A 25,003-nucleotide genomic window follows, 5' to 3' on the forward strand; every position below is an offset into this window, starting at 1 on the left:
ATTAACCTCTCTGAACCAGGCGATCTGGGCGGTGCTGCCGCGCTCTGGCGTGGGGCGTGGCAATCGCCTATGACTCGGGCGACGTCTCCGGCAGCCTGCGGGCAACCGTTCCGCGTCTGACCCGTTGCGCTGATGTCAGGGCGCGGGATGAAACAGAGCTTTGATCTAGGAGAGCCCATGCCCGTTGATGCCCTGTTGTTCGACAAGGACGGAACCCTGTTCGACTTTGCCGAGACCTGGAACCGCTGGACCCGGCGGATGCTGGAGCTGCTGTCGGACGGCGATGCCGAGCGGTTGCAGGCGATGGCGGCGGCCATCGACTTTGATCTTCAGACCGGAGAGATCCTGCCCAGCAGCCTGGTGATTGCCTCGACCAATCGACAGGTTGCCGAGGCTCTGGCGCCATATGTGTCGACGATGGATCTGGATACGCTGGAGCTTTACATGGCTGAAAGCGCCGGGGCGGCAGAGCTTGCAGAGGCGGTGCCGCTGGCGGCCTTCCTTGATGATCTGCTGGCGCGGGGCAAGGTGCTTGGGGTGATGACCAATGATGCGGAACTCTCGGCCAAATCGCAGCTGAGCCGCGTCGGTGTGCTGGATCGCTTTGCCTTTGTGGCGGGGTTCGACAGCGGCCATGGCGCAAAGCCGGATGCCGATCCGCTGCTGGCCTTCTGCGCCGCCACCGGGATCGCACCTGAGCGGACGGCGATGGTGGGCGACAGCCTGCACGATCTGGAGGCCGGTGCGGCGGCGGGGATGCGACGGATCGCGGTTCTGACCGGCCTTGCCGGGGCGGCGGAGCTGGAAGCGCATGCCGATGTGGTCCTGCCGGATATTGGCCATATCCCGGCCTGGCTGGATCGCTGACCAGCGGTCAGGGTTTGACGGACTGGACACATATGCCCAGAAATATGTGTTCTGAGACGGTTTGGCGCTGAAAAGCGACAAAACCTGTCGGGAACAGGCATTCCTGCCCGGTGTGAACAGGGCCTGCTGAGAGACATGAGCCGGCGGTCGGGCGCATCTCAATGTGTCTGCTGCGGCTGGATGACAGCAGGGGAGGGCCGCCATGACATCCGAGACCAGATCCAGACGGCGCGGTGGTGGGCGCGCGGGGGCAGCTGCCCGGCGCGGCGATGCGGTGATCGAACAGATGCCCTGGTCGATTCCGCGCAACATCGACCGCCCGGTGGAACCGCTGGGGCCTGAGGGGGTTGCGGCGATCCATGATGGCGCGATGCGGATCCTGGAAGAGATCGGCATCGTGTTCCTCAACGATGAGGCGCTTGCGATCTTCAGGGAAGCGGGTTGCAAGGTGGTCGGCGACCGCGTGCATCTGGATCGTGAGTTCGTGATGGAGATGATCGCCAAGGCACCATCTGAGTTCACCATCACCCCGCGCAACCCGAACCATAGCCTGCCGGTGGGCGGCAATCACCTGCTGTTCGGCAATGTCTCCTCGCCACCGAACTACTGGGACATGTCGCTCAATGCGAAGGTGGCAGGCACCCGCGAGCAGTGCCAGAACCTGCTGAAGCTGACCCAGTATTTCAACTGCATTCATTTTGCCGGTGGCTACCCGGTGGAACCCGTGGATATCCATGCCTCGGTGCGGCATCTGGACGTGGTTTATGACAAGCTGACGCTGACCGACAAGGCGATGCACGCCTATTCGCTGGGCAAGGAGCGGGTCGAGGATGTGATGGAGATGGTGCGCATCGCCGCAGGGCTTACTCATGAGGAGTTCGAGGCCCGTCCGCATATGTATACCAACATCAACTCCACCTCGCCGCTGAAACATGATCAGCCGATGATCGACGGCTGTCTGCGGCTGGCGCGCCGTGGTCAGGCGATTGTCGTGACGCCCTTTACCCTGGCGGGGGCGATGGCGCCGGTGACCATGGCCGGTGCTGTTGCGCAATCCATCGCGGAGGCGCTGTCGGCCATTGCCCTGTTTCAATATGTGCGCCCGGGGACGCCCTGCGTGATCGGCACCTTTACCTCCAATGTGGATATGAAGTCCGGCGCCCCGGCCTTTGGCACGCCGGAATATATGCGCTCGACCCAGATGACCGGGCAGATGGCGCGCTACTATGGGCTGCCGATGCGATCCTCCGGTGTCTGCGCGGCGAATGTGCCTGATGGGCAGGCGATGTGGGAGACCTCCAATTCGCTCTGGGCGGCGGTGCAGTCCGGCACCAATATGGTCTATCACGCGGCGGGCTGGCTGGAAGGCGGGCTGATCGCCAGCCCCGAGAAATTCATCATGGATTGCGAAATTCTCCAGCAGATACAGCGCTATATGCAGCCTGAGATCATTGGGACCGGCCCTGAGGATATCGCGCTGGACGCCATTCGCGAGGTCGGGAACGACGGCCATTTCTTTGGCATCCAGCACACGCAGGACCGCTACAGCACCGCGTTTTACCAGCCCTATCTGAGCGACTGGCGCAATTACGAGGCCTGGGAGGCGGCCGGCGCCATCTGGACCCCGCAGCGCGCCCATAATCTGTTCAAGGAGATCATCGCCCGGTTTGAGGCTCCACCGCTGGATCCCGCTCTGCGCGAGGAGCTGGCGGAGTTTGTCGCGCGGCGAAAATCCGAGGGAGGTGCCCCGACGGACTTCTAATCCCGGTTGAGGGGAAGTTTCGCCTGTTCGGACCTCTGCCATTAATTGATGCGATTGTATAAATCAGGGCGGTCTAACGAGAGAATCGCAACCATGACTGATCCGGATACCGCGACCTTGCTACGGGCCCGCTTGCCGATGGTGGCGTTGGGGGCTGGCAGCGGGTTTGCCTTCTGGCTGCTGGCGCGGTCCTGGGATCAGACGGTCCTGCCGGAGGCCGGGTTCCTGGCGGTATTTGCCTTTCTCTCCAGCTTTTGCGGTGCGGCGCTTGCGATGATTGGCCCGGTATCGCTGGCGCGGGCGCTGCGGGGGGCGCTGTGGATCGCGCTGCCGATCACGGGTCTGATGTTGCTGGCGGGAACGCGGTACGAGGTCGCAACAGGTCTCTTTGACAACGAAGTTCTGGTCCTGGTGGCCGTGGTGCTGGTGGCGATCGCCTGCCCCTTTGTTCTGTTGCGGATGGCGCAGCCGGGGCGCTGGATGCGTTTTGCTGATCTGTCGTCGGCCAGCTGGGGGATGCTGTTCCGCCTGTCCTGTGGCGCCGGGTTTGTTCTGGTGTTCTGGATCCTGGGATTTCTGTCCCATGCGCTTCTTGATCTGGTGAACATCACCCTGCTTGAGGATATCGCCGAGATCGACTGGCTGGCGCTGATGCTGAGCGGCGCTGTCTTTGGGCTGGGGCTGGCGGTGGTGCAGGATCTGGGTGGCAGCGGTGCGCCTCAGCTGCTGTTCCGGCTGCTCAGCCTGCTGTTGATCCCGGTGGCGCTGGTGGTCGGCCTGTTCCTGGCCGCTATCCCTGTGCAGGGGTTGTCCAGCGCCTTTGGCCAGCTGTCGTCGGCGGGAACCCTGATGGCGATGGCTCTTGTGATGATGATGCTGGTCTGCGTGGCGCTGACTTGGCAACAGCACCCGAGCGGGGTCAACGGGGCTGCCGCGCGCCTGCTGGCGGGTGCGCTGATGCTGGTGACCGGGCTTGCCGTATGGGCGGTGCTGATGCGCGTGCGGCAATATGGCTGGACCCCGGATCGGGTCTATGCGCTGTGGTTCGCGGCGGTCTTGCTGCTGCATGGGCTGGCCTATGCCGGCTGTGCCGTCTTTGGCGGGTCAGCGTGGCCCGGTCGGCTGCGCCGGGCGGCTGTTGGCCTTGCGCTGGTGACCGGGGCCGCCTTGGCCCTGATCCTGACACCGGTTGTGGATGCCGGGCGCATTGCCGCCAAGAGCCAGGTGGCGCGGGTGCTGGCGGGCGAGGCCGATGCGGCGGAATTGCCCCTGTGGCAGATGGCGCATCGGTGGGGGACGGCCGGGCGCGACGGGCTGGAGCAGCTGGCGGCCTATGCCGAGGCTTCGGGCAACACGGATCTGACGATGCGGCTGCAAGAGGCGCGCAGTGCCGCGACCTATTGGGAACTGGCGGCGGATGTGCAGGATGTCACCGATGATCTGCGCCGGGACCTGCTCGAGGTGATGCCGGTGCAGCCAGCCGGAGCGGCGCCGACTCCTGAGGATTTCAGGGGGCTGAGACGTTATCAGCTGGTCCGCTGGATCCGGGGCTGCAAACAGCTGTTGCCGGATGGCGCCGCCGGATGTGTGCTGGTTCGCGGGCCACTCGGGGTGAGTGCTGATGCGGCCGACGATCAGGCGCTGCTGTTGTTCAGAGAGGGCCGCAACGGTGCCCAGCTTGAGAGTCTGGCCCTGCGGTTTGGCCCGGATGGGGCCGAGATGCTGGGCAGCGTTCTGCTTGGAGAGGCGGCCCGGACAGAGCAGACTATAGCGCAGGTCGAGGCCCTGCTGGCGGCGGCTCAGGCGGGTCGTTTCGAAATCTCGCCCGCGCGGCAAAATACGTTGAAACTGGGCGATTTGGAGGTTCTGATAACCCCCTGATCGACGGTTGAGGGAAAACCGTAGCAATTTTAATTGTTGGCCCTTTATTAACCAGGCTGGGCCAAAAGTAGAGACATGTAGCAAGGGGCCAGTGATGCACGGTCTGATCAACAGGGCATTCCAGGCGTTTGTCAGCACCACCTTCGGAACGGAGAGCTGGCAGGCGATTATGGATTCGGCAGAGCTCGGCTTCAGCGAGTTCGAAGCCATGCTCACCTACACGGATGAACAATCCCAGACCATGCTGCGCACCGCCGAAGAGCTACTGAGGCGTCCGCTGCCTGAAATGCTTGAGGATATGGGCACGTTTCTGGTGTCGAACCCGCAGTTGGAGTCGCTGCGCAGATTGCTGCGGTTTGGCGGGGTTAACTATGTGGAATTCCTGCATTCTCTGGACGATCTGCCGGATCGTGCGCGGCTTGCGGTATCGGATGTGAACCTGCCCGGACTGGAACTGATCGAACAGGCACCGGGGCAATTCGAACTGCATTGCCAGCCGGGTTTGCCGGGCTATGCCCATGTTTTGATGGGCGTGCTTCGGGCGATGGCGGATGACTACGGCGATCTGGTCTTCCTTGACCACTCCGGCACGCAGGACAATGCCGAGGTGATATCGATCACATTGGTCGAAACCGAATTTGCCGAAGGCCGGGCCTTCGATCTTGGGGCCCATTCGCTATGATGCTGAGCATGCAGGAAATCTCCTCCATCGCCAATGAAATCTGCCCGATGCATGTGGTCATTAACCATGACGGTCGGATTACCGGGGTCGGACCGACGCTGCGAAAGCTGCGCCCGGATACGGAATGGCTTGGCAGCAGGTTCTTTCGGATCTTTGATCTGGCGCGGCCGCGCCGGGTGCGCTCGACCGAGGATCTGATGAAGACGGCGGGGGCCAAACTGCACCTCAATTTCCGCGATGCGCCGCAGACCGGCCTGAAGGGGGTTCTGGCACCGTTTCCAGAGGGGAAGGGTGGGTTCATCAACCTGTCTTTTGGTATTTCCGTGCTTGAGGCCGTGCGTGATTATGACCTGACCAGCGCCGATTTCTCCCCCACCGATCTGACCATCGAGATGCTCTATCTGGTTGAGGCCAAATCGGCCGCGATGGAGGCGTCACGCCAGCTGAACCTGCGCCTGCAGGGGGCAAAAATCGCCGCCGAGGAACAGGCCTTCACTGATACGCTGACCGGGGTCAAGAACCGCCGCGCGATGGACCATATCCTCAACCGGCTGATCGCCTCGGGCCGGGATTTCTCGTTGATGCATGTGGATCTGGATTTCTTCAAAGAGGTCAACGACACGCTTGGTCACGCCGCCGGCGATACCGTGCTACAGCGGGTGGCAAAGCTTATGGTGCAATGTACCCGCCAGAACGACACCGTTGCCCGGGTCGGCGGGGATGAGTTTGTTCTGATCTTCGAGGGGCTTATTGACCGGATCCAATTATCGGGCATCGCGCGCCGTCTGATCGCCAGCATTGAAGAGCCGATCCCTTTTGGCGACAAGACCTGCAAGATCTCGGCAAGCGCAGGCACCGCGCTTTCTACGATGTTTTCTGCCGGGCTGGATGCCGCGACACTGCTCAATCAGGCCGATGTGGCGCTCTATGCGGCGAAAAACGCCGGGCGGGCGCGCCATTTCTTTTACCAACCGGGTATGGAAGACAAAGACACCGTCAAGCCGATTTAAGCGGCTGTTCCGCGGCGGCGCGACCTGCGCGCGGCCTTCAGGCGTCTGATGCTCCCTGCGGCCTGATTTCGCGACCGGCGAGTTGGACCTGTCTCATCGGCAGACGTCGCTGGAGGCGCATCGGAGGCAGTTTTTCAGATGGATTTGCCAGATCACCCGTTGCGCAGGGGCTCAGCATCTGCGGGGAAAACGGTTGATATATTCGAGACCCTGATACCCTTTGAACCCACCAACAGGACCAATCGGGTCTCAAGCGCGTAGGCAACTCGAAGCAAAATCTGGGGAGATACAGTGGCAGCCCGTAGGGGAATCGAACCCCTCTTTCCAGGTTGAAAACCTGGCGTCCTAACCGATAGACGAACGGGCCACTTGGTCTGTGAGGGGGTGTTTACTGAGTACGCTGCCCCGGTGCAAGAGGGATTTTCACAAGAAGACCAGTTTTTTTCCAAATCGCAAAAATCTCTGCAAGCTTCTGAAAAACCTCAGAATATAATCGGAGCCTTTCGGATTTATCCGAACGGGCCGTTTGCCGGTGTTGCAAGGGAACATGACGGGGGGAGACCCGCAGGCAGGCCACGCAGACGCGCAAAAGGCAACAGGGGCGTCACGATCAGCGGGATATGCAAGAGGAGGAAAAGTGGCAGCCCGTAGGGGAATCGAACCCCTCTTTCCAGGTTGAAAACCTGGCGTCCTAACCGATAGACGAACGGGCCACTTGGTGTGAGCGGGTGTTTAGTGGCTCAGGCCGGAAGCCGCAAGCCAAAAAACACCGGCATCGCGATTTATTTTGTCCCCGCCAATAGCTGGAGATTGTTGTGCTCTCCCTGGCTCTGCTGGCGGCGCGCGGTCAGGCCTCTGCCGCATCCTCCAGTCGCAGCTGCACCGACTGTCGGCCGCCCCAGGTGTTGATTTCAAGGCGCCCGGCAAAATGGAACCGCGCGCCGCCGTGGTCCAGCAGGCGCTGTCCCAATGGAGTGTCAAAGGCACCAAAGCAGATGGCGTCAATCCCGCTGCTCAGCCCGTCGCTGAGCGAGAGTTTCAGATGGCTTTCACCAACCCGTTTGGCAAAGCGTACCTGCAGATCGGGGAACCCGTAGCGCGGGGCCGGTGCGCCCGCGCCGAAGGGGCCCGCCTGTTCAATCTGTTCGATCAGCGATACCGTGGCGGCACCCGGCATCAGCATTCCGTCGAGCTTCAGGGCGCTTGGCCCCAGATCACCGGCGCCTTGCTTCGCCAACAGCTCGCTCAGCCGTGCCATGGCGGGCTCCAGCTGGTCGCGCGCGACAGTCAGACCAGCGGCCATCTTGTGACCGCCGCCCTTGATCAGCAGCCCTTCGGCGGCGACCCGCTGGATCGCGGCGCCAAGGTCGATGCCGCTGACAGAGCGGCCCGACCCCTTGCCCTCGTCGCCGTCAAGGCCGATGACAATGGCGGGGCGACCTGCGGCCTCTTTCAGGCGCGAGGCGACAATGCCGACAACGCCCGGATGCCAGCCCTCGCCTGCGGCCCAGACCAGCGGTGCATCCAGTCCGCGCGCCTCCGCCTGTTCCAGCGCCGCGGCGCGAACGGCGTTTTCAATATCACGACGCTCGGTGTTCAGCTCATCCAGCCGGGCCGCGATTGCCTCGGCCTCGGCAGGATTCGTGGTCGCCAGCAGGCGCGCGCCCAGATCGGCCTTGCCGATGCGGCCACCTGCATTGACCCGAGGCCCAAGCAGGAAGCCGAGGTGATAGGTCGAAGGGGCCGAATCCATCCGCGAGACATCGGCCAGCGCCACCAGGCCGGGGCGCTGGCGGGCGGCCATCACCTTCAACCCCTGACGGACCAGCGCCCGGTTGGCCTCGATCAGCGGCGCCACGTCCGCAACGGTGGCCAGCGCCACCAGATCCAGCAGCGCCATCAGGTCCGGCCCGGTGCCAAGTCCCTTGTCGCGCATCTGGCGGCGCAGCTCGACCAGCATCAGGAACACCACACCCGCGGCGCAGAAATAGCCCAGATCGCCGTCCTCATCCTGACGGTTGGGGTTCACCACCGCCACGCAGTCGGGAAGGGTTTCGCCGCCCAGATGGTGGTCCAGAACCACCACATCGGCGCCTTTGGCGGCGGCAATCGGGCCATGAGACAGCGTGCCGCAATCGACGCAGACGATCAGATCGTGATCTCGCGCCAGGGCGGCCATCGCCTCGTCATTGGGGCCATAGCCTTCGTCGATGCGGTCCGGGACATAGAGCGTGGCGCTCAGGCCGACCTGGTTCAGCCAGACCAGAAGCAGTGCGGCAGAAGACCCGCCATCCACATCATAGTCGGCAAAGACCGCAATCCGCTCGCGCCGCTCCACCGCTTGCAGAAACCGGGCGGCGGCCTTTTCCATATCTTTCATCCGGCGCGGGTCCGGCAGCAGCTCCTTCAGCTGCGGGGTCAGAAAGCCGCTGGCCTCATGCGCCGGGACGCCGCGTCGGGCCAGCACCTGACAGACGGCCGGGGGCAGGGTGGTCTGCTGTTCCATCATTTCGGCGGCGCGGGCGGTGTCCACGTCGGGACCGATCCAGCGACGACCGGTGAGCGAGGTCTCAACTCCCAGAAAGCTCATATCTGCGCCCCTTTCCTGCGTGCCCGCCCCTAGTCCGATACCGGGCTGACCATGGCAAAGGCCGGATCTGCGCGGACCCGGCCTTTCACCTTTCTTCAAATACTCAAATCCCGACCGGTGCTGCAAGCCGCACGGTCAGAGCTTACTGATGCGCGCTCAGCGGAGTGCGATAGCTCATCCGGCGGACCGAGCCTGTCTTGGATCGCATCAGCAAGGTGGTGGTCTCAACCCAGCCCGGCTGGCGCTTGATCGACGGCAGCAGCGAACCGCCGGTGACGCCGGTCGCGGCAAAGATCACATCGCTGGTCACCATTTCATCACGGCTGTAGACCCGGTCCAGATCGGTGATGCCAGCCTTGGCGGCGCGGGCTTTCTCATCGTCGTTGCGGAACAGAAGACGGCCAAAGATCTGCCCGCCCATACATTTCAGCGCAGCGGCGGCCAGTACGCCCTCAGGCGCGCCACCCTGGCCCATATACATGTCGATGCCGGTGATCTCGCTTTCGGCGCAATGCATGACGCCCGCAACGTCGCCATCGGTGATCAGGCGGATCGAGGCCCCGGTTTCGCGGACCTCGGCGATCATGGACTCATGACGCGGCCGTTCCAGAATGCAGACGGTGATGTCGCCGGGCGCGCAGTTCTTGGCCTTGGCGAGGGCTTCGACCCGTTCACGTGGGCTCATGTCGAGGGAGACGACATTCTCGGGCAGGCCTGGGCCGACAGCCAGCTTGTCCATATAGGTGTCAGGTGCGTGTAGCATGGAGCCGCGCGGTCCCATGGCAATGACGGTCAGCGCATTGGGCATGTCCTTGGCGGTCAGCGTGGTGCCTTCCAGCGGGTCCAGAGCGATATCGACGCCGGGGCCGTTGCCGGTGCCGACTTCCTCGCCGATATAAAGCATCGGCGCCTCGTCACGCTCGCCTTCGCCGATGACCACGACACCTGCGATGTCCAGCAGGTTCAGCTGCTCGCGCATGGCGTTGACGGCGGCCTGATCGGCGGCTTTCTCATCGCCGCGGCCGATCAGCGGTGCCGAGGCCAGAGCGGCCTGTTCGGCCACACGGGCCAGGCCGAGCGACAGCAGGCGGTCGTTGAATGCGGCGTCGTTGGTGTCAGAAGTCATAGCCAATGTCCTATCTCAATCCCGGGTCGGTGCCGTCGCATACCCTGCATCTGGCAGCGCGGGCAAGGGCAGTTGGCGGTAACGGCGCGCTGCAATCGACGCCGCTACCGGTGTTTTTCTGCGTTTGGGCCTGTCAGACCTCTTCAATCCGCAGGGCAACGGGTTCGCTTGCCACCACATCGGTCTTGGCGAGGTCTTCCAGCGCGGTCTGCAGGGTGCTGGAGGTGCATTTGTGAGTGACGATCAGCACAGGAGCGGTCGGTTCGGTATGGCCGTATTGGCGCATCCGGTCGATCGAGATGCCGGCATTGCCGAGGGCCGCCGCCACCTTGGCCAGCGCGCCGGGTTTGTCCAGCAGCGCCAGGCGCAGGTAATGCGGTGCGGCCAGGCTGGTGCGGGCGGCGGGGGCATCCTCCAGCGAGGTGGCAGGCTGACCAAAGGTGGCCAGACGAGTGCCACGGGCCAGATCGCAGATATCGCCCAGGACCGCGCTGGCGGTTGGGCCCTCGCCGGCGCCGGGGCCGCGCAGAACGATCTGTTCAACTGCGTCACCTTCGATCACGACCATATTGGTGCCGCCTTCCAGCTGGCCAAGCGGTGAATCCGCCGGCACCAGACAGGGGGTCATGCGCTGTTCCAACCCACGCCCGGTGCGCTGTGCAACGCCGAGAAGCTTGATGCGGTAGCCCATGTCGGCGGCGTGGCGGATATCATCCAGGCTGATGCGCTGGATGCCTTCCAGCTGCACGTCGTCGAAGGCGGGCTTGGTGCCAAAGGCGATGGCCGAAAGGATCGCAAGCTTGTGCCCGGCATCAATGCCGCCCACATCAAGGTTCGGATCGGCCTCAAGATAGCCCAGGCGGCCGCATTCCTCGAACAGGGCATTGTAGCCCTGACCGGTGGCTTCCATCTGGGTCAGGATGTAGTTGCAGGTGCCGTTCATCACGCCCATGACGCGGGTGATCTGATTACCGGCCAGACCTTCGGTCAGGGATTTGATCACCGGAATGCCACCGGCCACAGCGGCCTCGAAACGGATCACGCGGCCTGCGGCCTCGGCCTGTTCGGCCAAAGCCTGACCGTGGATCGCCAGGAGCGCCTTATTGGCGGTGACCACATCCTTGCCGGCAGCCAGCGCGGCCTCGGTGGCGGCTTTTGCGGCGCCTTCATGGCCGCCCATCAGCTCGACAAAGACATCCACATCGTCGCGGGTTGCCAGCGCCACGGGATCGGTTTCCCAGGCGTAGTCGCCGAGCGGGACGCCGCGATCCTTGCTTGCGTCGCGCGCCGAAACCGCGGTGATCTCGATGCGGCGTCCGGTGCGGGCCTCCAGCATGGCCGCCTGCCGACGGACGATCTTGACCACGCCGGTGCCAACCGTGCCCAAACCTGCGATACCAAGGCGAAGCGGCTCTGTCATAGCTGGGGATCCTTTAATTCCGAAAGACGTCTCCCCGCCTTAGCGGGTTCGGCGCAGCGGTGCAACGGCAGCGGCGGCTCCGGGCGGACAATTCCGAAGAGCGGGTTTTGGCGGCAGCAATGCAGCCGCATGAGACGGATCAGCAGGGGCTGGGACCAGCGCGGAGGATCCACGCGCAGGGGGATCTCGACCGGCGCCCAAGGCAGGTGCCGCTTAGGGCTGGGCAGCGCGCAGCGCATCGGCGCGGGCCTGAAGGCGGGCAGCGCGGGCCTCCAGCGTCTGCTCGAGCGCTTTGCTCTCCTCGGCGGGGGGCGTCTCGGGGTTCAGGGCCTGCTCCAGCGGAACAAGGGCCGGATAATCGGCACCGCGCAGGTCTGGGGTCAGCCGGTCTTCCAGCTCCGGCACCCGCGCGCAGCCGCAGAGCAGCACGGCCGCGGTCAGCAAGGTCAGGCGCATGGTGGTCCCGTGGCTGATCCATGCCGCCCGCTCGTTATCAGTTGCGGGCATCTGCGGCCGGTTCTCGGGCTCTGCGGTCAACTGCATCAAAACCATCCTTGTTCGCTGTTCCCTTGATGCACATATTGATGAAAAGGCACAAGCGGGGCTTTTATCTGAACATCTGTTCAGATATTGTTGAGGCATGGCACGTACCCAAGGTTCACATTCCGATATCACAGGCCCACGCATCCGTGCCGCCGCCCTGCAGCTGTTTGCCCAGCATGGGTATGCGGCTGTTTCAATGCGCCAGATCGCATCAGAAGTCGGGGTGCAGGCGGGGGCGCTCTATAACTATACGCCAGACAAGCAGAGCCTGCTGTTCAGCCTGATGGAAGGTCACATGACCGAGCTGTTGCAGGCCTGGCAGGATCAGCGCAGCCCCGATCAGGCGGTTACAACCGGCAGTGCCGAGGACCATGTGGTGGCGCGGCTTGAGGCCTTTACCCGGTTTCACATTCGCTTTCACCTAGAACGGCCCGATGCGGTGTTCATCGCCTATATGGAGCTGAGAAACTTGTCAGAGGACAATTTCGCAGCCATCGAATCCCTGCGCCGCGAATATGAAAATACGCTGGAGACCATCTTGAAGGATGGCGTGCGGTTGGGGGTGTTTCACATCCCCGATACCAAGATCGCGACGCTGGCGGTGATTGCGATGCTGAACGGTGTGATGACCTGGTATCGCAGCGGTGGACGTCTGTCGCTGGATGAGGTCGAGGCGATTTACTGGGATATGGTGCAGAAATCCGTGCGCGCCTGACAGCCCGACAGCGGGCGCGGCGCTGTTTGCGTCGCACCCGCCGGGGCGGTGGTGTTTGAGGTCTAATGCGCCGGACGGATAAAGCTGCCGTTGCGCAGATCCCTGAAGGCCTGCCGCAGCTCTTCCTGGGTGTTCATCACGATCGGGCCGTGCCAGGCCACGGGTTCCTCGATCGGCGCGCCTGAGATCAGCAGGAAGCGTAGGCCATCGGGGCCTGCCTGCACGGTAATTTCCTCGCCGCTGCCAAAACGCACCAATGTGCGATCGCCTGACATGTCGCGGATATGCAGCTCTTCGCCTGCGACCTCTTTTTCCAGCAGGACCCCCTGTGGCGGGGCGGCATCGACAAAAGCGCCCTGACCGGCAAAGACATAGGCAAAGGCCCGTCGATAGGTGTCGATGGAGAAGGTCTTTTTCACGCCGGGCGGCACCGAGACATCCAGATACTGCGGGTCGGCGGCAATTCCGTCCACCGGGCCGCGCTTGCCCCAGAATTCGCCCACGATGACCTTTACGCGGGTGCCGTCATCGTCGATGACCTCGGGAATGTCCTCGGCGGTGATGTCCTGATAGCGCGGCGCCGTCATCTTCTGGCTGGCGGGAAGATTGCCCCAGAGCTGGAAGCCGTGCATCTGACCCTTTGCGTTGCCCTTTGGCATTTCCTGATGCAGGATGCCTGACCCTGCGGTCATCCACTGCACGTCACCTGCGCCCAGGACACCGTTGTTGCCGAGTGAGTCGCCATGCTGAACGGTGCCGTCCAGAACATAGGTGATGGTCTCGATCCCGCGGTGCGGATGCCAGGGAAACCCCGCTTCGAAATCCGCAGGGTGGTCATTGCGGAAGTCGTCGAACAGCAGGAACGGGTCCAGTTCACTGGGGTCGTGGAAGCCGAAAGCGCGATGCAGTTTGACGCCTGCGCCCTCCAGCGCCGGAGTGGCGGGGCGGGTCTCTAGGATAGGGCGGATCGACATGGCGGGTCTCCGGTTGCTGATTGCTCCGTCATAAATAGGCTTGTGCGAGTGTGTCGAAAAGCCCTTCCGGTTAACGGCTGATGTGCGTGAGCGCACAGCCGCATGCGGCACGGCCCCTGGTGCAGCGGTGCCGCGACAACAGGGGGGCTATGCGGTCAGACGCAATCAGGGTACATCCGCCCGGACCGACCCCATGATGCAGGCGGGGTGCGACGAACAGGCTGAGGGAGCAGGTGATGGGCGAGATGACTGGATCGGGCGAGATGAGCGATGAGATTTTGGCAATCGTCAATGCCTCGGCGCCGCGACGGCTGCTGGCGACAGTGATGCTGGTCGTGGTGGGGGCGCTGGTGATCTATGTTGCACTGGCCACGCCGCCTGCCGCGCATTGGCTGGTGTTCCTGCTGGCCATCGGCGGTTTCTGCCTGTGGCTGGCGATGCGTCTGTGGCAGGCGACAGCGTTGCGGATCGAGCTGACAGAACAGGTGCTGCGTAGCTCTGACGGGGCAGTGATCGCCGAGGTCGCAGATGTCGTCGCGGTGGACCGCGGCGTATTTGCGTTCAAGCCGTCAAACGGGTTTCTGATCCGCACCGCCTCAAAGGGCGACCGCAGCTGGCGGCCCGGACTATGGTGGCGCTTGGGACATCGCATTGGCATTGGGGGTGTGACGCCGGGGGCGCAGAGCAAATCCATGGCCGAGATCCTCGCCATCATGATTGCACGGCGTGAGGCGGGACAACCACAGGTCTGAGACCGAATTTATTCGACGAACATAGTAAGGCGCCACCGTTACCGGAGGCGCCTTTGTTGTTCGATCCACTCTTGGGTGGTCCGTAGGGTGTCAGTCTGTTGACGGTGTGCTGTCGTCATGGCCGCCGCCGCTGCCATCCTGACCTTCGAATTTTACCTGTGGTGCAAAGCGGGGTCGGGTGAAGACGAAGTTCTCGATGTCCATGGCTGGCAGGCCGATGTTGAACGCAGGATCGATGTCGTTGCGGGTTTCCACCAGAATGACCCGTTCCTGATCGGGCATGTTTGGCAGGTTGGCTTTTACCTGCTGGATCGTGGCGTCCTGCCATTCCGCGAACTGTCCGCCGCGCACCTTGGACCAGTCAACGTAGTAGCGGTTGTCCGTCTCGTCCCAGCGGATCACCGAAATCCGCAGGGAGATCGACGAATCCACGCGGATCAGCAGCTTGGCCAGCTCGTGCATACTGTCGATATAGTCCTCGTTGAGCGTGGAGGTCTCCCGCGAGATGAGGTCCGAGATCGTATAGGCGGCCTTGAGGTTCACACCTTCCTGCCGGAAAGCATCGAAATAGGTGTAGATCGCCGCAAAGACACCGAGCAGCAGTGGCATGTAAAAGGCGAATTCCACCGAGACGGAACCGTCGGTCTCTCGCTTGTAGCGGCGAAACAGGGCGCGGATATTGGTCAACATGGCTTACCGAGGCTCCTGAACAAAGGCGGAGGTCGCATAGAGGCGGATTCGGCCGTCGGCGTCATTGTCCATGTCATCGGCCAGGCCCCAGTGGGGAAAGACCGGCTTGAACGCCATGCAGGCGCGGATGAACATCAGCTCGTTTGACGCCCCTGTCACGAAGGTTCGGACCGGCTGCACGTCCTCGACCCGGTTGATGCAATCGGGCTCGGGATCGACGGGCATCCAGGCGTAGGGGTCGACCTGGACCATTTCCAGCCTGAGCGATGTGCCGCAGTCGCGAATAAACCCGGACCGGCTACAGACCTCATCGCGGATTTCATTGTGCTGTTTGGGCACGCCGGTCGACAGGCGCAGGCCGCGCACGGTCTGATCCAGCGCCCGCTCCAGCATCGACTGCTGGATGGTGATCATGCCCAGTTCCACCGTATTCATCAGCAGGAACAGAAAGGCCGGGATCACGATTGCAAATTCAACCGTGGCATTGCCGTCTTCGCGATCGCGAAACAGGCGCAGCGCCCGGCGCAGCCGATGGAGGCCCTTATGCGGGAGGTGACAGGTCATTGGGTCAGCCTCAGCTGGCGGATCGACGTGGCGATCGAGGCAAAAGCGTCGTTGATCTCCAGCCCGTTGACGTCAAAGTGATGGGCATCCGAGCTGGCACAGTCCTTCAGCACCGCAGTGCCGCCGCTGGGCGCTTCAAAGCCGATGGTATAGACCACGATGCCCTGATTCTTGGCAGCGGTGCAGATGGCGCTGGTGCGGGCGTTTTTGACGCTGGTGTTCCAGTAGTCATAGACACCGTAGTACCAGACGCTGCGCGCCGAGGACTGCCCCATCCAGTCGCCATAGAGGTTGGAATAGAGATACTTCAGCGACGTGTCGGCAAAGAGATCCGCGTAGCTCAGCCGTTGCACATTGGCAGGCTCGCCCTGTTCGTCCTGCCACCAGCAGCTATAGCTGTCGCATTTGCGGTAGCTGCCCTGACCATAGGCGTGGTCTTCCCAGCGGTTGAGGCGATCCCACCAGTATTTGTCGCGCTGCGGGTCATAGAGCGAATAGCGCGGATTGGATCCGGTCGCCGCCGAATTGTACCAGACGTCGGATGGCCCCTCGCGGTGATCCTGCTCCACATAATACTGCGCAGTGTTCTGACCGTCGGTCATCAGGACGATGACCTTGACGGTTTCACTGTCGTTGAAATTCGCAGGCCGGTTGGCAAAGGTTGCCGGAACCATAGAAGCGCCCCCCGAGGCCAGCGCGCTGATGGCCGGGCGGGCGGAGGGATCGAGCAGGGCGGTCCCCCATTTCATACCGACGTCAATCGACGTATTGCCTCTTGCGTAGAGGTTGTCGATGAAGGTTTTCAGTGTGTTTGCATCTTTCTGGAGCGGCAGCGTCTCGCGGTCTGCGCGATCTTCGCAGACGGGGCTTGCGACGAGGTCCGAGCTGCGACGGTAATCACCGCTGGACCATGGGCTGAAGTGCATTGTGCGCTGCAGCTCGATCCCGGTCGACAGGGCGGTGCTCTGGAAATGGGCGCCGGTGAAATTCACACAGTTGGAGTATTCGTGTTCATCGGTCGTTGTGTATTGGTCCATCAAATCCGCCGGGAGGCTGACCTGAGTGGCGTAGGGGATGATCGAGATCGACATCTTGTTGTCGATGGTATTGGCGACCATCGTGTCGATGAAGTCTTTGGCCGCAACCTTGAGGTTGGTCAGGCGGCTGTTGGAGTTCATCGAGCCGGAGACATCCAGCACCAGTGAAATCTCCAGCCCGTCAATGCTCTCTTCTGCGCGCGAGGTCGCATAGAGAGGCATGTCCTGACCGCTGGAGAATTTCAGCATATGGGTTTCAAATGTGGTGTCGATGGTGCTCTGCACCTTTTTGAAACCGATCCCGGTTTCGGCCACCGGTGGGGTGTAATATTTGTTCAGCCCGGCCTTGTTGAGATAATCCTGAACAACCACTGCAGGCGGCAGTGGCTGATCGAGGTCAGCTGCTGCCAGAACCGCACGGTCGAGCGTATATTGCAAGATGGTCCGGTCGCGCTCCATGCGCATCAGATCGACGCCGATCCCGCCGACGGCCAGCATCGACAGCAGAAATCCCACCATGGGTTTCAGCAGCACGCCCGATTCATCCGCGCGGAACGCCCGCAGCCGCGCATCGCCACGGACACAGGCGGTCAGGCAGGCCTTGCGGGCCGCGATGGATATCTTGTCAAAACGCGTAGTCATAAGTCGAACCCCCAGCCGCTTAACCCCCCGGCACAGCGCCATCAGAAATGGAATTTCACACTTATTAATGCTTTATGAAGGTGGCGGAATTGGGGCGTATACCGGACCAAATCGCGCGAATTGTCGTCAATTCCAGGCCCAATGAGGTCTCGGCGCGCCGGTTGTTCGGGCGCTGCGAACAAATCGACGGTAGCTGCGAGTTGGAGGCGACTCAGTCAAATGCCCACTGTTTTCAAATTGCCTAAAAATAAATCTTTTTGCATGGGAATGGTCAAAAAGGTCGCACCTTCTTAATCCAAGAGTCATAGTGTCCGAACACTATCTCACTGAGTCGACGCAGAAGCACGGAGTACAGCCTGATGAGCAGTGCAACAGAACCCAGTTTTCGCCAGAGTGTGGACCTGATGTTCAACAGGGCAGTTGCCCTGATGGACCTGCCACCAGGCCTGGAAGAGAAAATCAGGGTTTGCAACGCGACCTATACGGTGCGTTTTGGCGTTCGCCTGCGTGGAGGCATCCAGACCTTCACCGGCTATCGCTCGGTTCATTCCGAACATATGGAACCCGTCAAAGGCGGTATCCGCTATTCGATGGGCGTGAACCAGGATGAGGTCGAGGCGCTGGCGGCGCTGATGACCTATAAATGTGCGCTGGTCGAAGCGCCGTTTGGCGGCTCGAAGGGCGGGCTCTGCATTGATCCGCGCCAGTATGAAGAACATGAGCTTGAACTCATCACCCGCCGTTTTGCCTATGAGCTGGCCAAGCGCGACCTGATCAACCCATCGCAGAACGTTCCGGCCCCCGATATGGGCACCGGCGAACGCGAGATGGCCTGGATCGCCGACCAATATGCGCGGATGAACACCACCGACATCAACGCCAAGGCCTGTGTTACCGGCAAGCCGCTGAATGCCGGCGGGATTGCCGGCCGTGTGGAGGCCACCGGCCGTGGCGTGCAATACGCTCTGCGCGAGTTTTTCCGCAACCCCGAGGACGTGGCTGCGGCCGGTCTCGAAGGGAAGCTGGACGGCAAGCGGGTCATCGTTCAGGGTCTGGGCAACGTGGGCTACCACGCGGCAAAGTTCCTGATGTCCGAAGACGGTGCCAAAATCACCGCAGTGATCGAACGCGATGGCGGTCTGGTCGATGAAAACGGTCTGGACATCGAAGCGGTGTCCCATTGGATTGCCAACCATGGCGGAGTCACCGGTTACCCGGATGCCCGCTACGTCGAAAACGGCGCGGTTCTGCTGGAGGAGGCCTGTGACATCCTGATTCCGGCGGCGCTGGAAGGGGTGATCAACCTCTCCAACGCGGCAAACGTGAAAGCGAACCTGATCATCGAGGCGGCCAACGGTCCAATCACTGCAGGCGCTGACGAGATCCTGCGCAAGAAGGGCGTGGTGATCATTCCCGACATGTATGCCAACGCGGGTGGTGTGACGGTTTCCTACTTCGAGTGGGTGAAGAACCTCAGCCATATCCGTTTTGGCCGGATGCAGCGCCGCCAGGAAGAGGCACGCCATCAGCTGGTCGTGGATGAGCTGGAAGCGCTGTCGGAAAGCCTGGGCAAGACCTGGACGCTGGACCCGAAGTTCAAGGAACGCTACCTGCGGGGCGCCGATGAGCTGGAGCTGGTGCGGTCGGGGCTCGATGACACTATGCGCACGGCTTATCAGTCCATGCGCGAGGTCTGGCATGGCCGCGACGATGTCACCGATCTGCGCACCGCCGCTTATCTGGTGTCCATCGACAAGGTCGCCAAGAGCTACCGCGCCAAGGGGCTTTGATCGTCACGCGAAGGACCCGAACCGGATCGGGTCCCCGCAAACACACCGGGCGCTGACGCGGTTTTGCGCCCGACCTACAGGAAACCTCGCCAGCTTGGCGGGGTTTCTTGCGTTTTGGATGTCCGCTGCGACGCGTTGGAATGCCGCCGATGCCCTTCGGAAACCCCGATAAAGCAGTAGCGCTGCGATCAAGGCGGCCCGCTGGCCAGGTCCGAGGCGCGATCCGGCAACGCTGACTTATTTGCTCTGGACACATGTGTATTGAATGTGCTGCTGATAGCGGGCGGTGTCGTTTGCCAGGGCGGATCAGGGCAGGTGCAGCGCCGGTCGGCACGGGTGTCCCGGCCAGGGCTGGAACCGGGAACAGGGCGCGGGCCAATCGGTGCATCAGGGCTGGTATCGGGATGCGGAACGCGCCAGACTGTCGCCCAAGAGGGCGCGGCGGCTGGCATGAGATCACCGCGGGTGCAGGTGGTCTGGCCTGCGGACGACCGGGGGATCAACCGGGATACAAAGGGGGAGCGGGGATGCGATTTACTGGCTGGCGTGTGCTGCGCGAAGGGCTGACAGGCAACCGGGGCTGGCAGGCCCATTGGCGCGACCCGGATCCCAAACCCGAATATGATGCGGTGATCATCGGCGGCGGTGGTCACGGGCTGGCCACGGCCTATTACCTGGCCAAGGACCACGGGATGCGCAATATCGCCGTGCTGGAGCGCGGTTATATCGGCGGTGGCAATGTCGGACGGAACACCACCATCGTGCGGGCGAATTACTATCTGCCCGGCAATTCGGAGTTCTATTCCCATTCGTTGAAGCTCTGGGAGGGGCTGGAGCAGGATCTGAACTACAATGCGATGATGTCGCAGCGGGGGATCCTGAACGTGTTCCACAATGACGCGCAGCGCGACAGCGCGGTGCGGCGGGCGAATGCGATCATCAATCAGGGCGATGATGCCGAGATCCTGTCCCGTGACCAGCTGCGCGAAATGGTGCCGCTGCTGAACTATGACAATAACCGGTTTCCCATCCAGGGGGCGCTGTTGCAGCGGCGGGCGGGCACGGCGCGCCATGATGCGGTCGCCTGGGGCTTTGCGCGGGGGGCGGATCAGCGCGGTGTCGATATCCTGCAGAATTGCGAGGTCACCGGCATTCGGACCGAGGGCGGCAAGGTCATCGGGGTGGAAACCCCCCGTGGCCTGATCCGCGCGGGCAAGGTTGCGATGGCCGCCGCCGGGCGCTCCAGCCAGGTGGCGGCCATGGCGGGGCTGACCCTGCCGATCGAGAGCCATGTGCTCCAGGCCTTTGTCTCCGAAGGGCTGAAGCCGATTATCGACCACGTCATCACCTTTGCGGAGGGGCATCTCTATATCAGCCAGTCCGACAAGGGGGGGCTGGTGTTTGGCAGCTATCTCGACCTCTATGCCTCTTATGCGGCGCGAGGCAATCTGCCGATGGTGGAACACACGATGGAGGCCTGCATGGCGATGCTGCCGGCCATCGGCAAGGCGCGGCTGCTGCGCAGCTGGGGCGGCATCATGGATATGACGCCGGACGGATCGCCGATCATTGATCGCACGCCGATTGAGGGTCTCTATCTCAATGCGGGCTGGTGTTATGGCGGCTTCAAGGCAACCCCTGCCTCGGGGCAGTGTTATGCGCATCTGATCGCCACGGATCGCCCGCATCAGGCGGCGGCAGCGTTCCGGCTGGACCGGTTTGAGACCGGTCGGGGCCTGATGGATGAGGAGGCGACCGGTGCGCAGCATAACCTGCATTGACCGTCGCGTGGTCCGCGCCGGCGTCGTGGCTGGCGTGACGGCGTATTTGAGTATTTCTGGAAAGGTGAAAGGGCGCCCGTCATGAGGATTACCTGTCCGCTCTGCGGTGAGCGTGATCGTCGCGAGTTCTATTATCGCGGGGCGGTGCTGGAGGCGCCGGAGGAGGGCGCGCCCCTCGAGCTCTGGCATGCTCATGTCCATCTGCGGCTCAACCCGGCAGGCCCGCTGGAGGAATGGTGGTATCATCAGCACGGCTGTGGCAGCTGGATCAGGGTGCGGCGCGACACCTCAAATCACGAGATGCTCGCCGCCGCGCCTGCGGCAACCGGGGAGGCGGGCTGATGCGGGTTGCAGGTTGGGGCGGCATGGCAGAGCCGCGCGAGGTCGATTTCAGTTTCAATGGGCGTGTGTTGCGGGGGCATGAAGGTGAGCCGCTGGCGGCGGCGCTGTTGGCCAATGACATTCACCTTGTCGGGCGCTCGTTCAAATATCATCGGCCACGCGGCATCCTGACCGCTGGCAGTGAGGAGCCCAATGCGCTGGTTACCCGGGGCGAGGGGGCGGCGCAGGAACCCAATCTGCGCGCCACCACCCTGCCGGTCTACCAGGGGTTGGCGGCGCGGAGCCAGAACTGCTGGCCCTCGGTGGGCTTTGATGTGATGGCCGTCAATGATCTGGCGGCCCCGTTTCTGGGGGCGGGGTTCTACTACAAGACCTTCATGTGGCCTGCGGTCTTCTGGGAAAAGATCTACGAGCCGGTCATTCGTCGTGCAGCAGGGCTGGGGGCGTTGTCCGGGGCGCCGGATGACGGGACCTACGAAAAGGCATTTGGGTTCTGTGATCTTCTGGTCATCGGCGCGGGACCTGCGGGTCTGATGGCGGCGCTGACGGCGGCGCGGGGTGGTGCGGATGTGATCCTTTGTGACGAAGATAGCGCGCCCGGTGGTCGCCTGCTGAGCGAGCGCGAGACCATCGCAGGGCAGCCTGCACGGGACTGGGTGGCGGCTGTGGTTGCGGAGCTGGACAGTCTGGACAATGTGCGGCGCATGGCCTCGACCACGGTGACCGGGGTCTATGATCAGGGCACCTATGGTGCGCTTGAAACCGCAGCTGCCGGGTCCGGCAAGGCTGCGCGCAGCTGTTTCTGGCGGCTGGTGGCAAAACGCGCGATCCTGGCATCCGGCGCGCTGGAGCGGCCGGTGGCCTTTGCCAATAACGACCGACCCGGCATCATGATGGCAGGTGCGGTGCGAAGCTACCTCAATCGGTGGGGGGTGGCGCCCGGAGAGCGGGTGACGGTGTTTGCCAACAATGACGATGCTCATCGGACGGCACGGGATCTGGCGGCGGCGGGTGTTCATGTTGCGGCGGTCATCGACAGCCGCCATGACGCACCACAGAGCGATGAGTTCCGGGTGATCCGGGGCGCTCAGGTCTGCAATGCCTCAGGCCGTCAGCGACTGGAAAGCCTGACGCTGCGCTCCGTTGCGGGGGAGGAAAAGCTGCAGACCGACTGTCTGGCCATGTCCGGTGGCTGGAATCCGACGCTGCATCTGACCTGTCACATGAACGGGCGGTCGCGCTGGCGGCGCGATCTGGCCTGTTTTGTGCCGCAGGAGGGCGCGGTGCCGGGGCTGGCGGTTGCCGGGGCCTGTGGCGGAGCTTTCTCTACTGCGGCGGCCTTGCGGGATGGGGCGGAAGCGGGCGCGCGCGCGCTGGAGGCGCTGGGCAGGCGCGCTGTGCCCGTGGAGCTGCCGGAGGCCGAGGATGCGCCCTGCCGGGTGACGCCGCTGTGGTCGGTGCCGGGGCGCGGGCGGGCCTGGGTGGATTTCCAGAACGATGTGACGGTCAAGGACATCTGTCAGGCGGGGCGCGAGAATTTCCGCTCGGTCGAGCATATGAAGCGGTATACCACGCAAGGCATGGCCACCGATCAGGGCAAGAGCTCCAATGTGGTGGCTCTGGCGGTGCTGGCCGAGGCCACGGGCCGCAGCATTCCCGAGACCGGCACCACCACCTTTCGCCCGCCTTATGTGCCGGTGCCGATCGGGGTGATGGGGGCAGGCGCGCAGGATCACGGCTTTGCGCCGCGTCGGATGCTGACATCCAATGCGCTGGCCGAGGATATGGGCGCGCATATGATGGAGGTGGGGCTGTGGTATCGCGCCAGCTATTTTCCAAAACAGGGTGAAACCAGCTGGCGGCAATCCTGCGATCGCGAGGTCGGGTATGTGCGCAATGCGGTTGGGGTGGCGGATGTCTCCACCCTTGGCAAGATCGACATTCAGGGGCCGGATGCCGCCCGGTTGCTGGACTATGTCTATGCCAATGGGTTTGCCACGCTGCAACCCGGTCGGGTGCGCTATGGGCTGATGCTGCGCGAAGACGGGTTTGTCATGGATGACGGTACCACCGCCTGTCTGGCGCCAGACCACTATGTGATGACCACCACGACCGCAGCGGCCGGGCAGGTGATGGCGCATCTGGAATTCGTGAGCCAGGCGCTGCACCCGGAGTGGGACGTGCGGATCCATTCTGTGACCGAGCAGTGGGCGCAGTTTTCCATCGCAGGCCCGAAGGCGCGGAGGCTGTTGCAGGATCTCCTCGGCGCGGCATTTGTTAGCGAGGACTGGCCGTTCATGGCCTGTGGCGCAGTGGCGCTGGGAGAGGTCACGGCCCGGCTGTTCCGCATCTCTTTCTCGGGCGAGGAGGCCTATGAGCTGGCGGTTCCTGCGCGCTATGGCGAGAGCCTGTTTGGCGAATTGCTGCGCCGGGCGGAAGCGCTTGGCGGTGGGGCCTATGGGCTGGAGGCATTGAATGTGCTGCGCATTGAAAAAGGGTTTCTGACCCATGCCGAGATCAACGGCACCGCCACGCTGCATGACCTGGGATTCGGCGGGATGCTCCGCTCCGGCAAACCCTGTGTCGGTCGCGCGATGGCCCTGCGCGAGGGGTTGGTCGACAAGGCGCGGATGCGGCTGGTCGGGATCAGACCGACCGGCGCGGTGCAGCAGCTGACCGCCGGGGCGCATCTGTTTGACCCGGAGGATCCGGTCGACCGGCCACATGATCAGGGTTATGTCACCTCGGTCTGCTATTCGCCGACCTTGGGGCATATGATTGGTCTGGCGCTGATAAAGGCCGGTCCAGACCGGATTGGCGATCCGATCCGCATGGTGGATCACACGGCAGGGCTGGACGTGCTCTGCGAGATTGTCGAGCCGGTGTTCTTTGATCCAGAGGGGGAGCGTGCGCGTGGTTAAGCTGATTGCAAAATCGCCCTGTGCGGGGCTGCTGCCTGTGCAGGTGGGGGATCTGTCGCTGAGGGAGGCGACGCTGGAGGAAATGACCACCCTCGCGCCCTACGCCGGTCAAGAAGCCGCGCTCTCCGAAGTGCTGTCGGCCGCGCATGGGCTGCGCTGGCCGATGCCGAACCGAAGCAACAGCAAGGCCGGGGCGCGGATTATCTGGTTTGGCCGTGAGCTGGCGCTGCTGTCCGGCGTGCGGCCGGATCCTGCGCTGGCAGATCATGCCGCGCTGACCGATCAGAGCGATGGCTGGGCCGTGGTGCTTCTGGAAGGTGCGCAGGGCGACGCGGTGTTGGCACGGCTCTGCCCGGTGGATTTGCGGCCCGCCGTGTTCAAACGCGGCCATACCGTCCGATGCGAGCTGAAGCACATGGCGGCCTCGGTCACCCGGCTCGGGCCAAAGAGCCTGCAGATCATGGTGTTCCGCTCCATGGCGGAGACACTTGTGGATGATCTGAAAACAGCGATGGAAGCTGTTGCGGCACGGGGGTAATCTCGGGGATCACCAACTGATTCCGGGAGCCAAGTGTATGATCCGTCTTGCCCTTGTTGCAGCTTTGCTGGCCGCGCCAGCCTATGCTGCTGAAAAAAAAGAAGAAAGCTGCAAGTATCAAGGGCAGGTCATGGCGGCCGTGCAGCAGGCGCGGCTGGACCGTGTGAAACAGGCCGATGTTGCCCAGACGATTCTGGACAGTGATCCCGCCTGGCCCGAGCAGTACAGCAAAGCCATTCCGCAGCTGACCGCGCATATCTACAGTCTGCGCAAGCGCGATCTGCGCGACAATGACTTCGGCGCGCTGCTGGAGCAGCAATGTCTGGCGAATTGGGATCAGATCCAGAAGATGCAGAAGCAGTTGCAGAGCAACTGA

At 62.9% G+C, this 25,003-nt stretch carries 21 protein-coding genes and 2 tRNA genes; 13 read left to right on the forward strand and 10 right to left on the reverse strand.

Going from position 1 to position 25,003, the window contains the following annotated elements:
• Positions 1-177 precede the first annotated feature (177 nt).
• The 5 genes from VWY34_RS08535 (at position 178) to VWY34_RS08555 (ending at position 6,202) form a co-directional block, all read left to right on the forward strand.
• On the forward strand, positions 178-867 hold the full coding sequence (locus VWY34_RS08535) for an HAD family hydrolase (protein WP_416544081.1): 690 nt from the start codon (positions 178-180) through the stop codon (positions 865-867).
• A 202-nt stretch (positions 868-1,069) separates the two neighbouring features.
• Positions 1,070-2,629, forward strand: a complete 1,560-nt coding sequence (locus tag VWY34_RS08540) for a trimethylamine methyltransferase family protein (RefSeq protein WP_416534791.1) — start codon at positions 1,070-1,072, stop codon at positions 2,627-2,629.
• 93 nt (positions 2,630-2,722) lie between these two features.
• Entirely contained in the window at positions 2,723-4,510 is a 1,788-nt protein-coding gene (locus tag VWY34_RS08545; RefSeq protein ID WP_416544082.1) for a DUF4153 domain-containing protein, read from the forward strand.
• Between the two features lie 94 nt (positions 4,511-4,604).
• The gene (locus VWY34_RS08550; protein WP_416549144.1) at positions 4,605-5,192 is read left to right on the forward strand and encodes a heme NO-binding domain-containing protein; all 588 of its coding nucleotides are present in this window, start codon (positions 4,605-4,607) and stop codon (positions 5,190-5,192) included.
• Positions 5,192-6,202 carry a diguanylate cyclase domain-containing protein gene (locus VWY34_RS08555; RefSeq protein ID WP_416534817.1) on the forward strand — a complete coding sequence of 337 codons (1,011 nt, stop codon included), beginning with the start codon at positions 5,192-5,194 and terminating at the stop codon, positions 6,200-6,202. The genes VWY34_RS08550 and VWY34_RS08555 overlap by 1 nt, the downstream gene beginning before the upstream one ends.
• Before the next feature lie 292 nt (positions 6,203-6,494).
• On the opposite strand, the gene VWY34_RS08560 is transcribed toward VWY34_RS08555, so the two are convergent.
• From VWY34_RS08560 to VWY34_RS08585, 6 genes are all read right to left on the reverse strand, one after another.
• Positions 6,495-6,569, reverse strand: a tRNA-Glu gene (locus tag VWY34_RS08560).
• A 271-nt stretch (positions 6,570-6,840) separates the two neighbouring features.
• A tRNA-Glu gene (locus VWY34_RS08565) sits at positions 6,841-6,915 on the reverse strand.
• Between the two features lie 134 nt (positions 6,916-7,049).
• Complete coding sequence (gene recJ / locus VWY34_RS08570) at positions 7,050-8,792, reverse strand: single-stranded-DNA-specific exonuclease RecJ (RefSeq protein ID WP_416544083.1); 1,743 nt, start codon at positions 8,790-8,792, stop codon at positions 7,050-7,052.
• 142 nt (positions 8,793-8,934) lie between these two features.
• Positions 8,935-9,918, reverse strand: a complete 984-nt coding sequence (glpX, locus tag VWY34_RS08575; protein WP_416540475.1) for a class II fructose-bisphosphatase — start codon at positions 9,916-9,918, stop codon at positions 8,935-8,937.
• Positions 9,919-10,051: 133 nt separating this feature from the next.
• The gene (locus VWY34_RS08580; protein ID WP_340544952.1) at positions 10,052-11,338 is read right to left on the reverse strand and encodes a homoserine dehydrogenase; all 1,287 of its coding nucleotides are present in this window, start codon (positions 11,336-11,338) and stop codon (positions 10,052-10,054) included.
• Positions 11,339-11,551: 213 nt separating this feature from the next.
• Positions 11,552-11,881 carry a hypothetical protein gene (locus VWY34_RS08585; RefSeq protein WP_416539309.1) on the reverse strand — a complete coding sequence of 110 codons (330 nt, stop codon included), beginning with the start codon at positions 11,879-11,881 and terminating at the stop codon, positions 11,552-11,554.
• Positions 11,882-11,978: 97 nt separating this feature from the next.
• Between VWY34_RS08585 and VWY34_RS08590 the strand changes: the two genes are divergently transcribed.
• Entirely contained in the window at positions 11,979-12,596 is a 618-nt protein-coding gene (locus VWY34_RS08590; RefSeq protein WP_340544955.1) for a TetR/AcrR family transcriptional regulator, read from the forward strand.
• A 62-nt stretch (positions 12,597-12,658) separates the two neighbouring features.
• Here the strand turns inward: VWY34_RS08590 and VWY34_RS08595 are convergent, their stop codons facing one another.
• Positions 12,659-13,570 (reverse strand): pirin family protein, encoded by a 912-nt coding sequence (locus VWY34_RS08595; RefSeq protein WP_416544084.1) that lies wholly within the window; start codon positions 13,568-13,570, stop codon positions 12,659-12,661.
• Positions 13,571-13,806: 236 nt separating this feature from the next.
• Between VWY34_RS08595 and VWY34_RS08600 the strand changes: the two genes are divergently transcribed.
• The gene (locus VWY34_RS08600) at positions 13,807-14,322 is read left to right on the forward strand and encodes a hypothetical protein (RefSeq protein WP_416544085.1); all 516 of its coding nucleotides are present in this window, start codon (positions 13,807-13,809) and stop codon (positions 14,320-14,322) included.
• Between the two features lie 90 nt (positions 14,323-14,412).
• Here the strand turns inward: VWY34_RS08600 and VWY34_RS08605 are convergent, their stop codons facing one another.
• From VWY34_RS08605 to VWY34_RS08615, 3 genes are read right to left on the reverse strand one after another with little or no spacing between them, the layout of a single operon-like run.
• Complete coding sequence (locus VWY34_RS08605; RefSeq protein ID WP_416544086.1) at positions 14,413-15,012, reverse strand: TadE/TadG family type IV pilus assembly protein; 600 nt, start codon at positions 15,010-15,012, stop codon at positions 14,413-14,415.
• A gap of 3 nt (positions 15,013-15,015) precedes the next feature.
• Positions 15,016-15,576 carry a TadE/TadG family type IV pilus assembly protein gene (locus VWY34_RS08610; RefSeq protein WP_416540471.1) on the reverse strand — a complete coding sequence of 187 codons (561 nt, stop codon included), beginning with the start codon at positions 15,574-15,576 and terminating at the stop codon, positions 15,016-15,018.
• Entirely contained in the window at positions 15,573-17,255 is a 1,683-nt protein-coding gene (locus VWY34_RS08615; protein WP_340544962.1) for a pilus assembly protein TadG-related protein, read from the reverse strand. The genes VWY34_RS08610 and VWY34_RS08615 overlap by 4 nt, the downstream gene beginning before the upstream one ends.
• 359 nt (positions 17,256-17,614) lie before the next feature.
• Here VWY34_RS08615 and VWY34_RS08620 point away from each other — a divergent pair, with 359 nt between their 5' ends.
• The 6 genes from VWY34_RS08620 (at position 17,615) to VWY34_RS08645 (ending at position 25,003) form a co-directional block, all read left to right on the forward strand.
• Positions 17,615-19,045, forward strand: a complete 1,431-nt coding sequence (locus tag VWY34_RS08620; protein ID WP_340544963.1) for a Glu/Leu/Phe/Val family dehydrogenase — start codon at positions 17,615-17,617, stop codon at positions 19,043-19,045.
• Positions 19,046-19,572: 527 nt separating this feature from the next.
• A complete protein-coding gene (locus tag VWY34_RS08625; protein WP_416544087.1) occupies positions 19,573-20,826 on the forward strand; it encodes a sarcosine oxidase subunit beta family protein in 1,254 nt (417 codons plus the stop codon).
• An 81-nt stretch (positions 20,827-20,907) separates the two neighbouring features.
• Positions 20,908-21,168, forward strand: coding sequence for a sarcosine oxidase subunit delta (locus VWY34_RS08630; RefSeq protein ID WP_416544088.1), 261 nt, complete (start codon positions 20,908-20,910; stop codon positions 21,166-21,168).
• The gene (locus tag VWY34_RS08635) at positions 21,168-24,089 is read left to right on the forward strand and encodes a sarcosine oxidase subunit alpha family protein (RefSeq protein WP_416544089.1); all 2,922 of its coding nucleotides are present in this window, start codon (positions 21,168-21,170) and stop codon (positions 24,087-24,089) included. Before VWY34_RS08630 ends, VWY34_RS08635 begins: the two co-directional genes overlap by 1 nt.
• A complete protein-coding gene (locus VWY34_RS08640) occupies positions 24,082-24,627 on the forward strand; it encodes a sarcosine oxidase subunit gamma (RefSeq protein ID WP_340544970.1) in 546 nt (181 codons plus the stop codon). The genes VWY34_RS08635 and VWY34_RS08640 overlap by 8 nt, the downstream gene beginning before the upstream one ends.
• Before the next feature lie 37 nt (positions 24,628-24,664).
• Entirely contained in the window at positions 24,665-25,003 is a 339-nt protein-coding gene (locus VWY34_RS08645; protein WP_416534801.1) for a hypothetical protein, read from the forward strand.

This window comes from Phaeobacter sp. JH20_02, from assembly GCF_048056915.1.
Lineage (GTDB): Bacteria > Pseudomonadota > Alphaproteobacteria > Rhodobacterales > Rhodobacteraceae > Phaeobacter > Phaeobacter bryozoorum.

Coding starts and splice junctions, on each gene's coding strand:
- VWY34_RS08535 (WP_416544081.1), top strand. CDS start 178: ATGCCCGTTGATGCCCTGTTGTTCGACAAGGACGGAACCCTGTTCGAC.
- VWY34_RS08540 (WP_416534791.1), top strand. CDS start 1,070: ATGACATCCGAGACCAGATCCAGACGGCGCGGTGGTGGGCGCGCGGGG.
- VWY34_RS08545 (WP_416544082.1), top strand. CDS start 2,723: ATGACTGATCCGGATACCGCGACCTTGCTACGGGCCCGCTTGCCGATG.
- VWY34_RS08550 (WP_416549144.1), top strand. CDS start 4,605: ATGCACGGTCTGATCAACAGGGCATTCCAGGCGTTTGTCAGCACCACC.
- VWY34_RS08555 (WP_416534817.1), top strand. CDS start 5,192: ATGCTGAGCATGCAGGAAATCTCCTCCATCGCCAATGAAATCTGCCCG.
- recJ (WP_416544083.1), bottom strand. CDS start 8,792: ATGAGCTTTCTGGGAGTTGAGACCTCGCTCACCGGTCGTCGCTGGATC.
- glpX (WP_416540475.1), bottom strand. CDS start 9,918: ATGACTTCTGACACCAACGACGCCGCATTCAACGACCGCCTGCTGTCG.
- VWY34_RS08580 (WP_340544952.1), bottom strand. CDS start 11,338: ATGACAGAGCCGCTTCGCCTTGGTATCGCAGGTTTGGGCACGGTTGGC.
- VWY34_RS08585 (WP_416539309.1), bottom strand. CDS start 11,881: ATGCAGTTGACCGCAGAGCCCGAGAACCGGCCGCAGATGCCCGCAACT.
- VWY34_RS08590 (WP_340544955.1), top strand. CDS start 11,979: ATGGCACGTACCCAAGGTTCACATTCCGATATCACAGGCCCACGCATC.
- VWY34_RS08595 (WP_416544084.1), bottom strand. CDS start 13,570: ATGTCGATCCGCCCTATCCTAGAGACCCGCCCCGCCACTCCGGCGCTG.
- VWY34_RS08600 (WP_416544085.1), top strand. CDS start 13,807: ATGGGCGAGATGACTGGATCGGGCGAGATGAGCGATGAGATTTTGGCA.
- VWY34_RS08605 (WP_416544086.1), bottom strand. CDS start 15,012: ATGTTGACCAATATCCGCGCCCTGTTTCGCCGCTACAAGCGAGAGACC.
- VWY34_RS08610 (WP_416540471.1), bottom strand. CDS start 15,576: ATGACCTGTCACCTCCCGCATAAGGGCCTCCATCGGCTGCGCCGGGCG.
- VWY34_RS08615 (WP_340544962.1), bottom strand. CDS start 17,255: ATGACTACGCGTTTTGACAAGATATCCATCGCGGCCCGCAAGGCCTGC.
- VWY34_RS08620 (WP_340544963.1), top strand. CDS start 17,615: ATGAGCAGTGCAACAGAACCCAGTTTTCGCCAGAGTGTGGACCTGATG.
- VWY34_RS08625 (WP_416544087.1), top strand. CDS start 19,573: ATGCGATTTACTGGCTGGCGTGTGCTGCGCGAAGGGCTGACAGGCAAC.
- VWY34_RS08630 (WP_416544088.1), top strand. CDS start 20,908: ATGAGGATTACCTGTCCGCTCTGCGGTGAGCGTGATCGTCGCGAGTTC.
- VWY34_RS08635 (WP_416544089.1), top strand. CDS start 21,168: ATGCGGGTTGCAGGTTGGGGCGGCATGGCAGAGCCGCGCGAGGTCGAT.
- VWY34_RS08645 (WP_416534801.1), top strand. CDS start 24,665: ATGATCCGTCTTGCCCTTGTTGCAGCTTTGCTGGCCGCGCCAGCCTAT.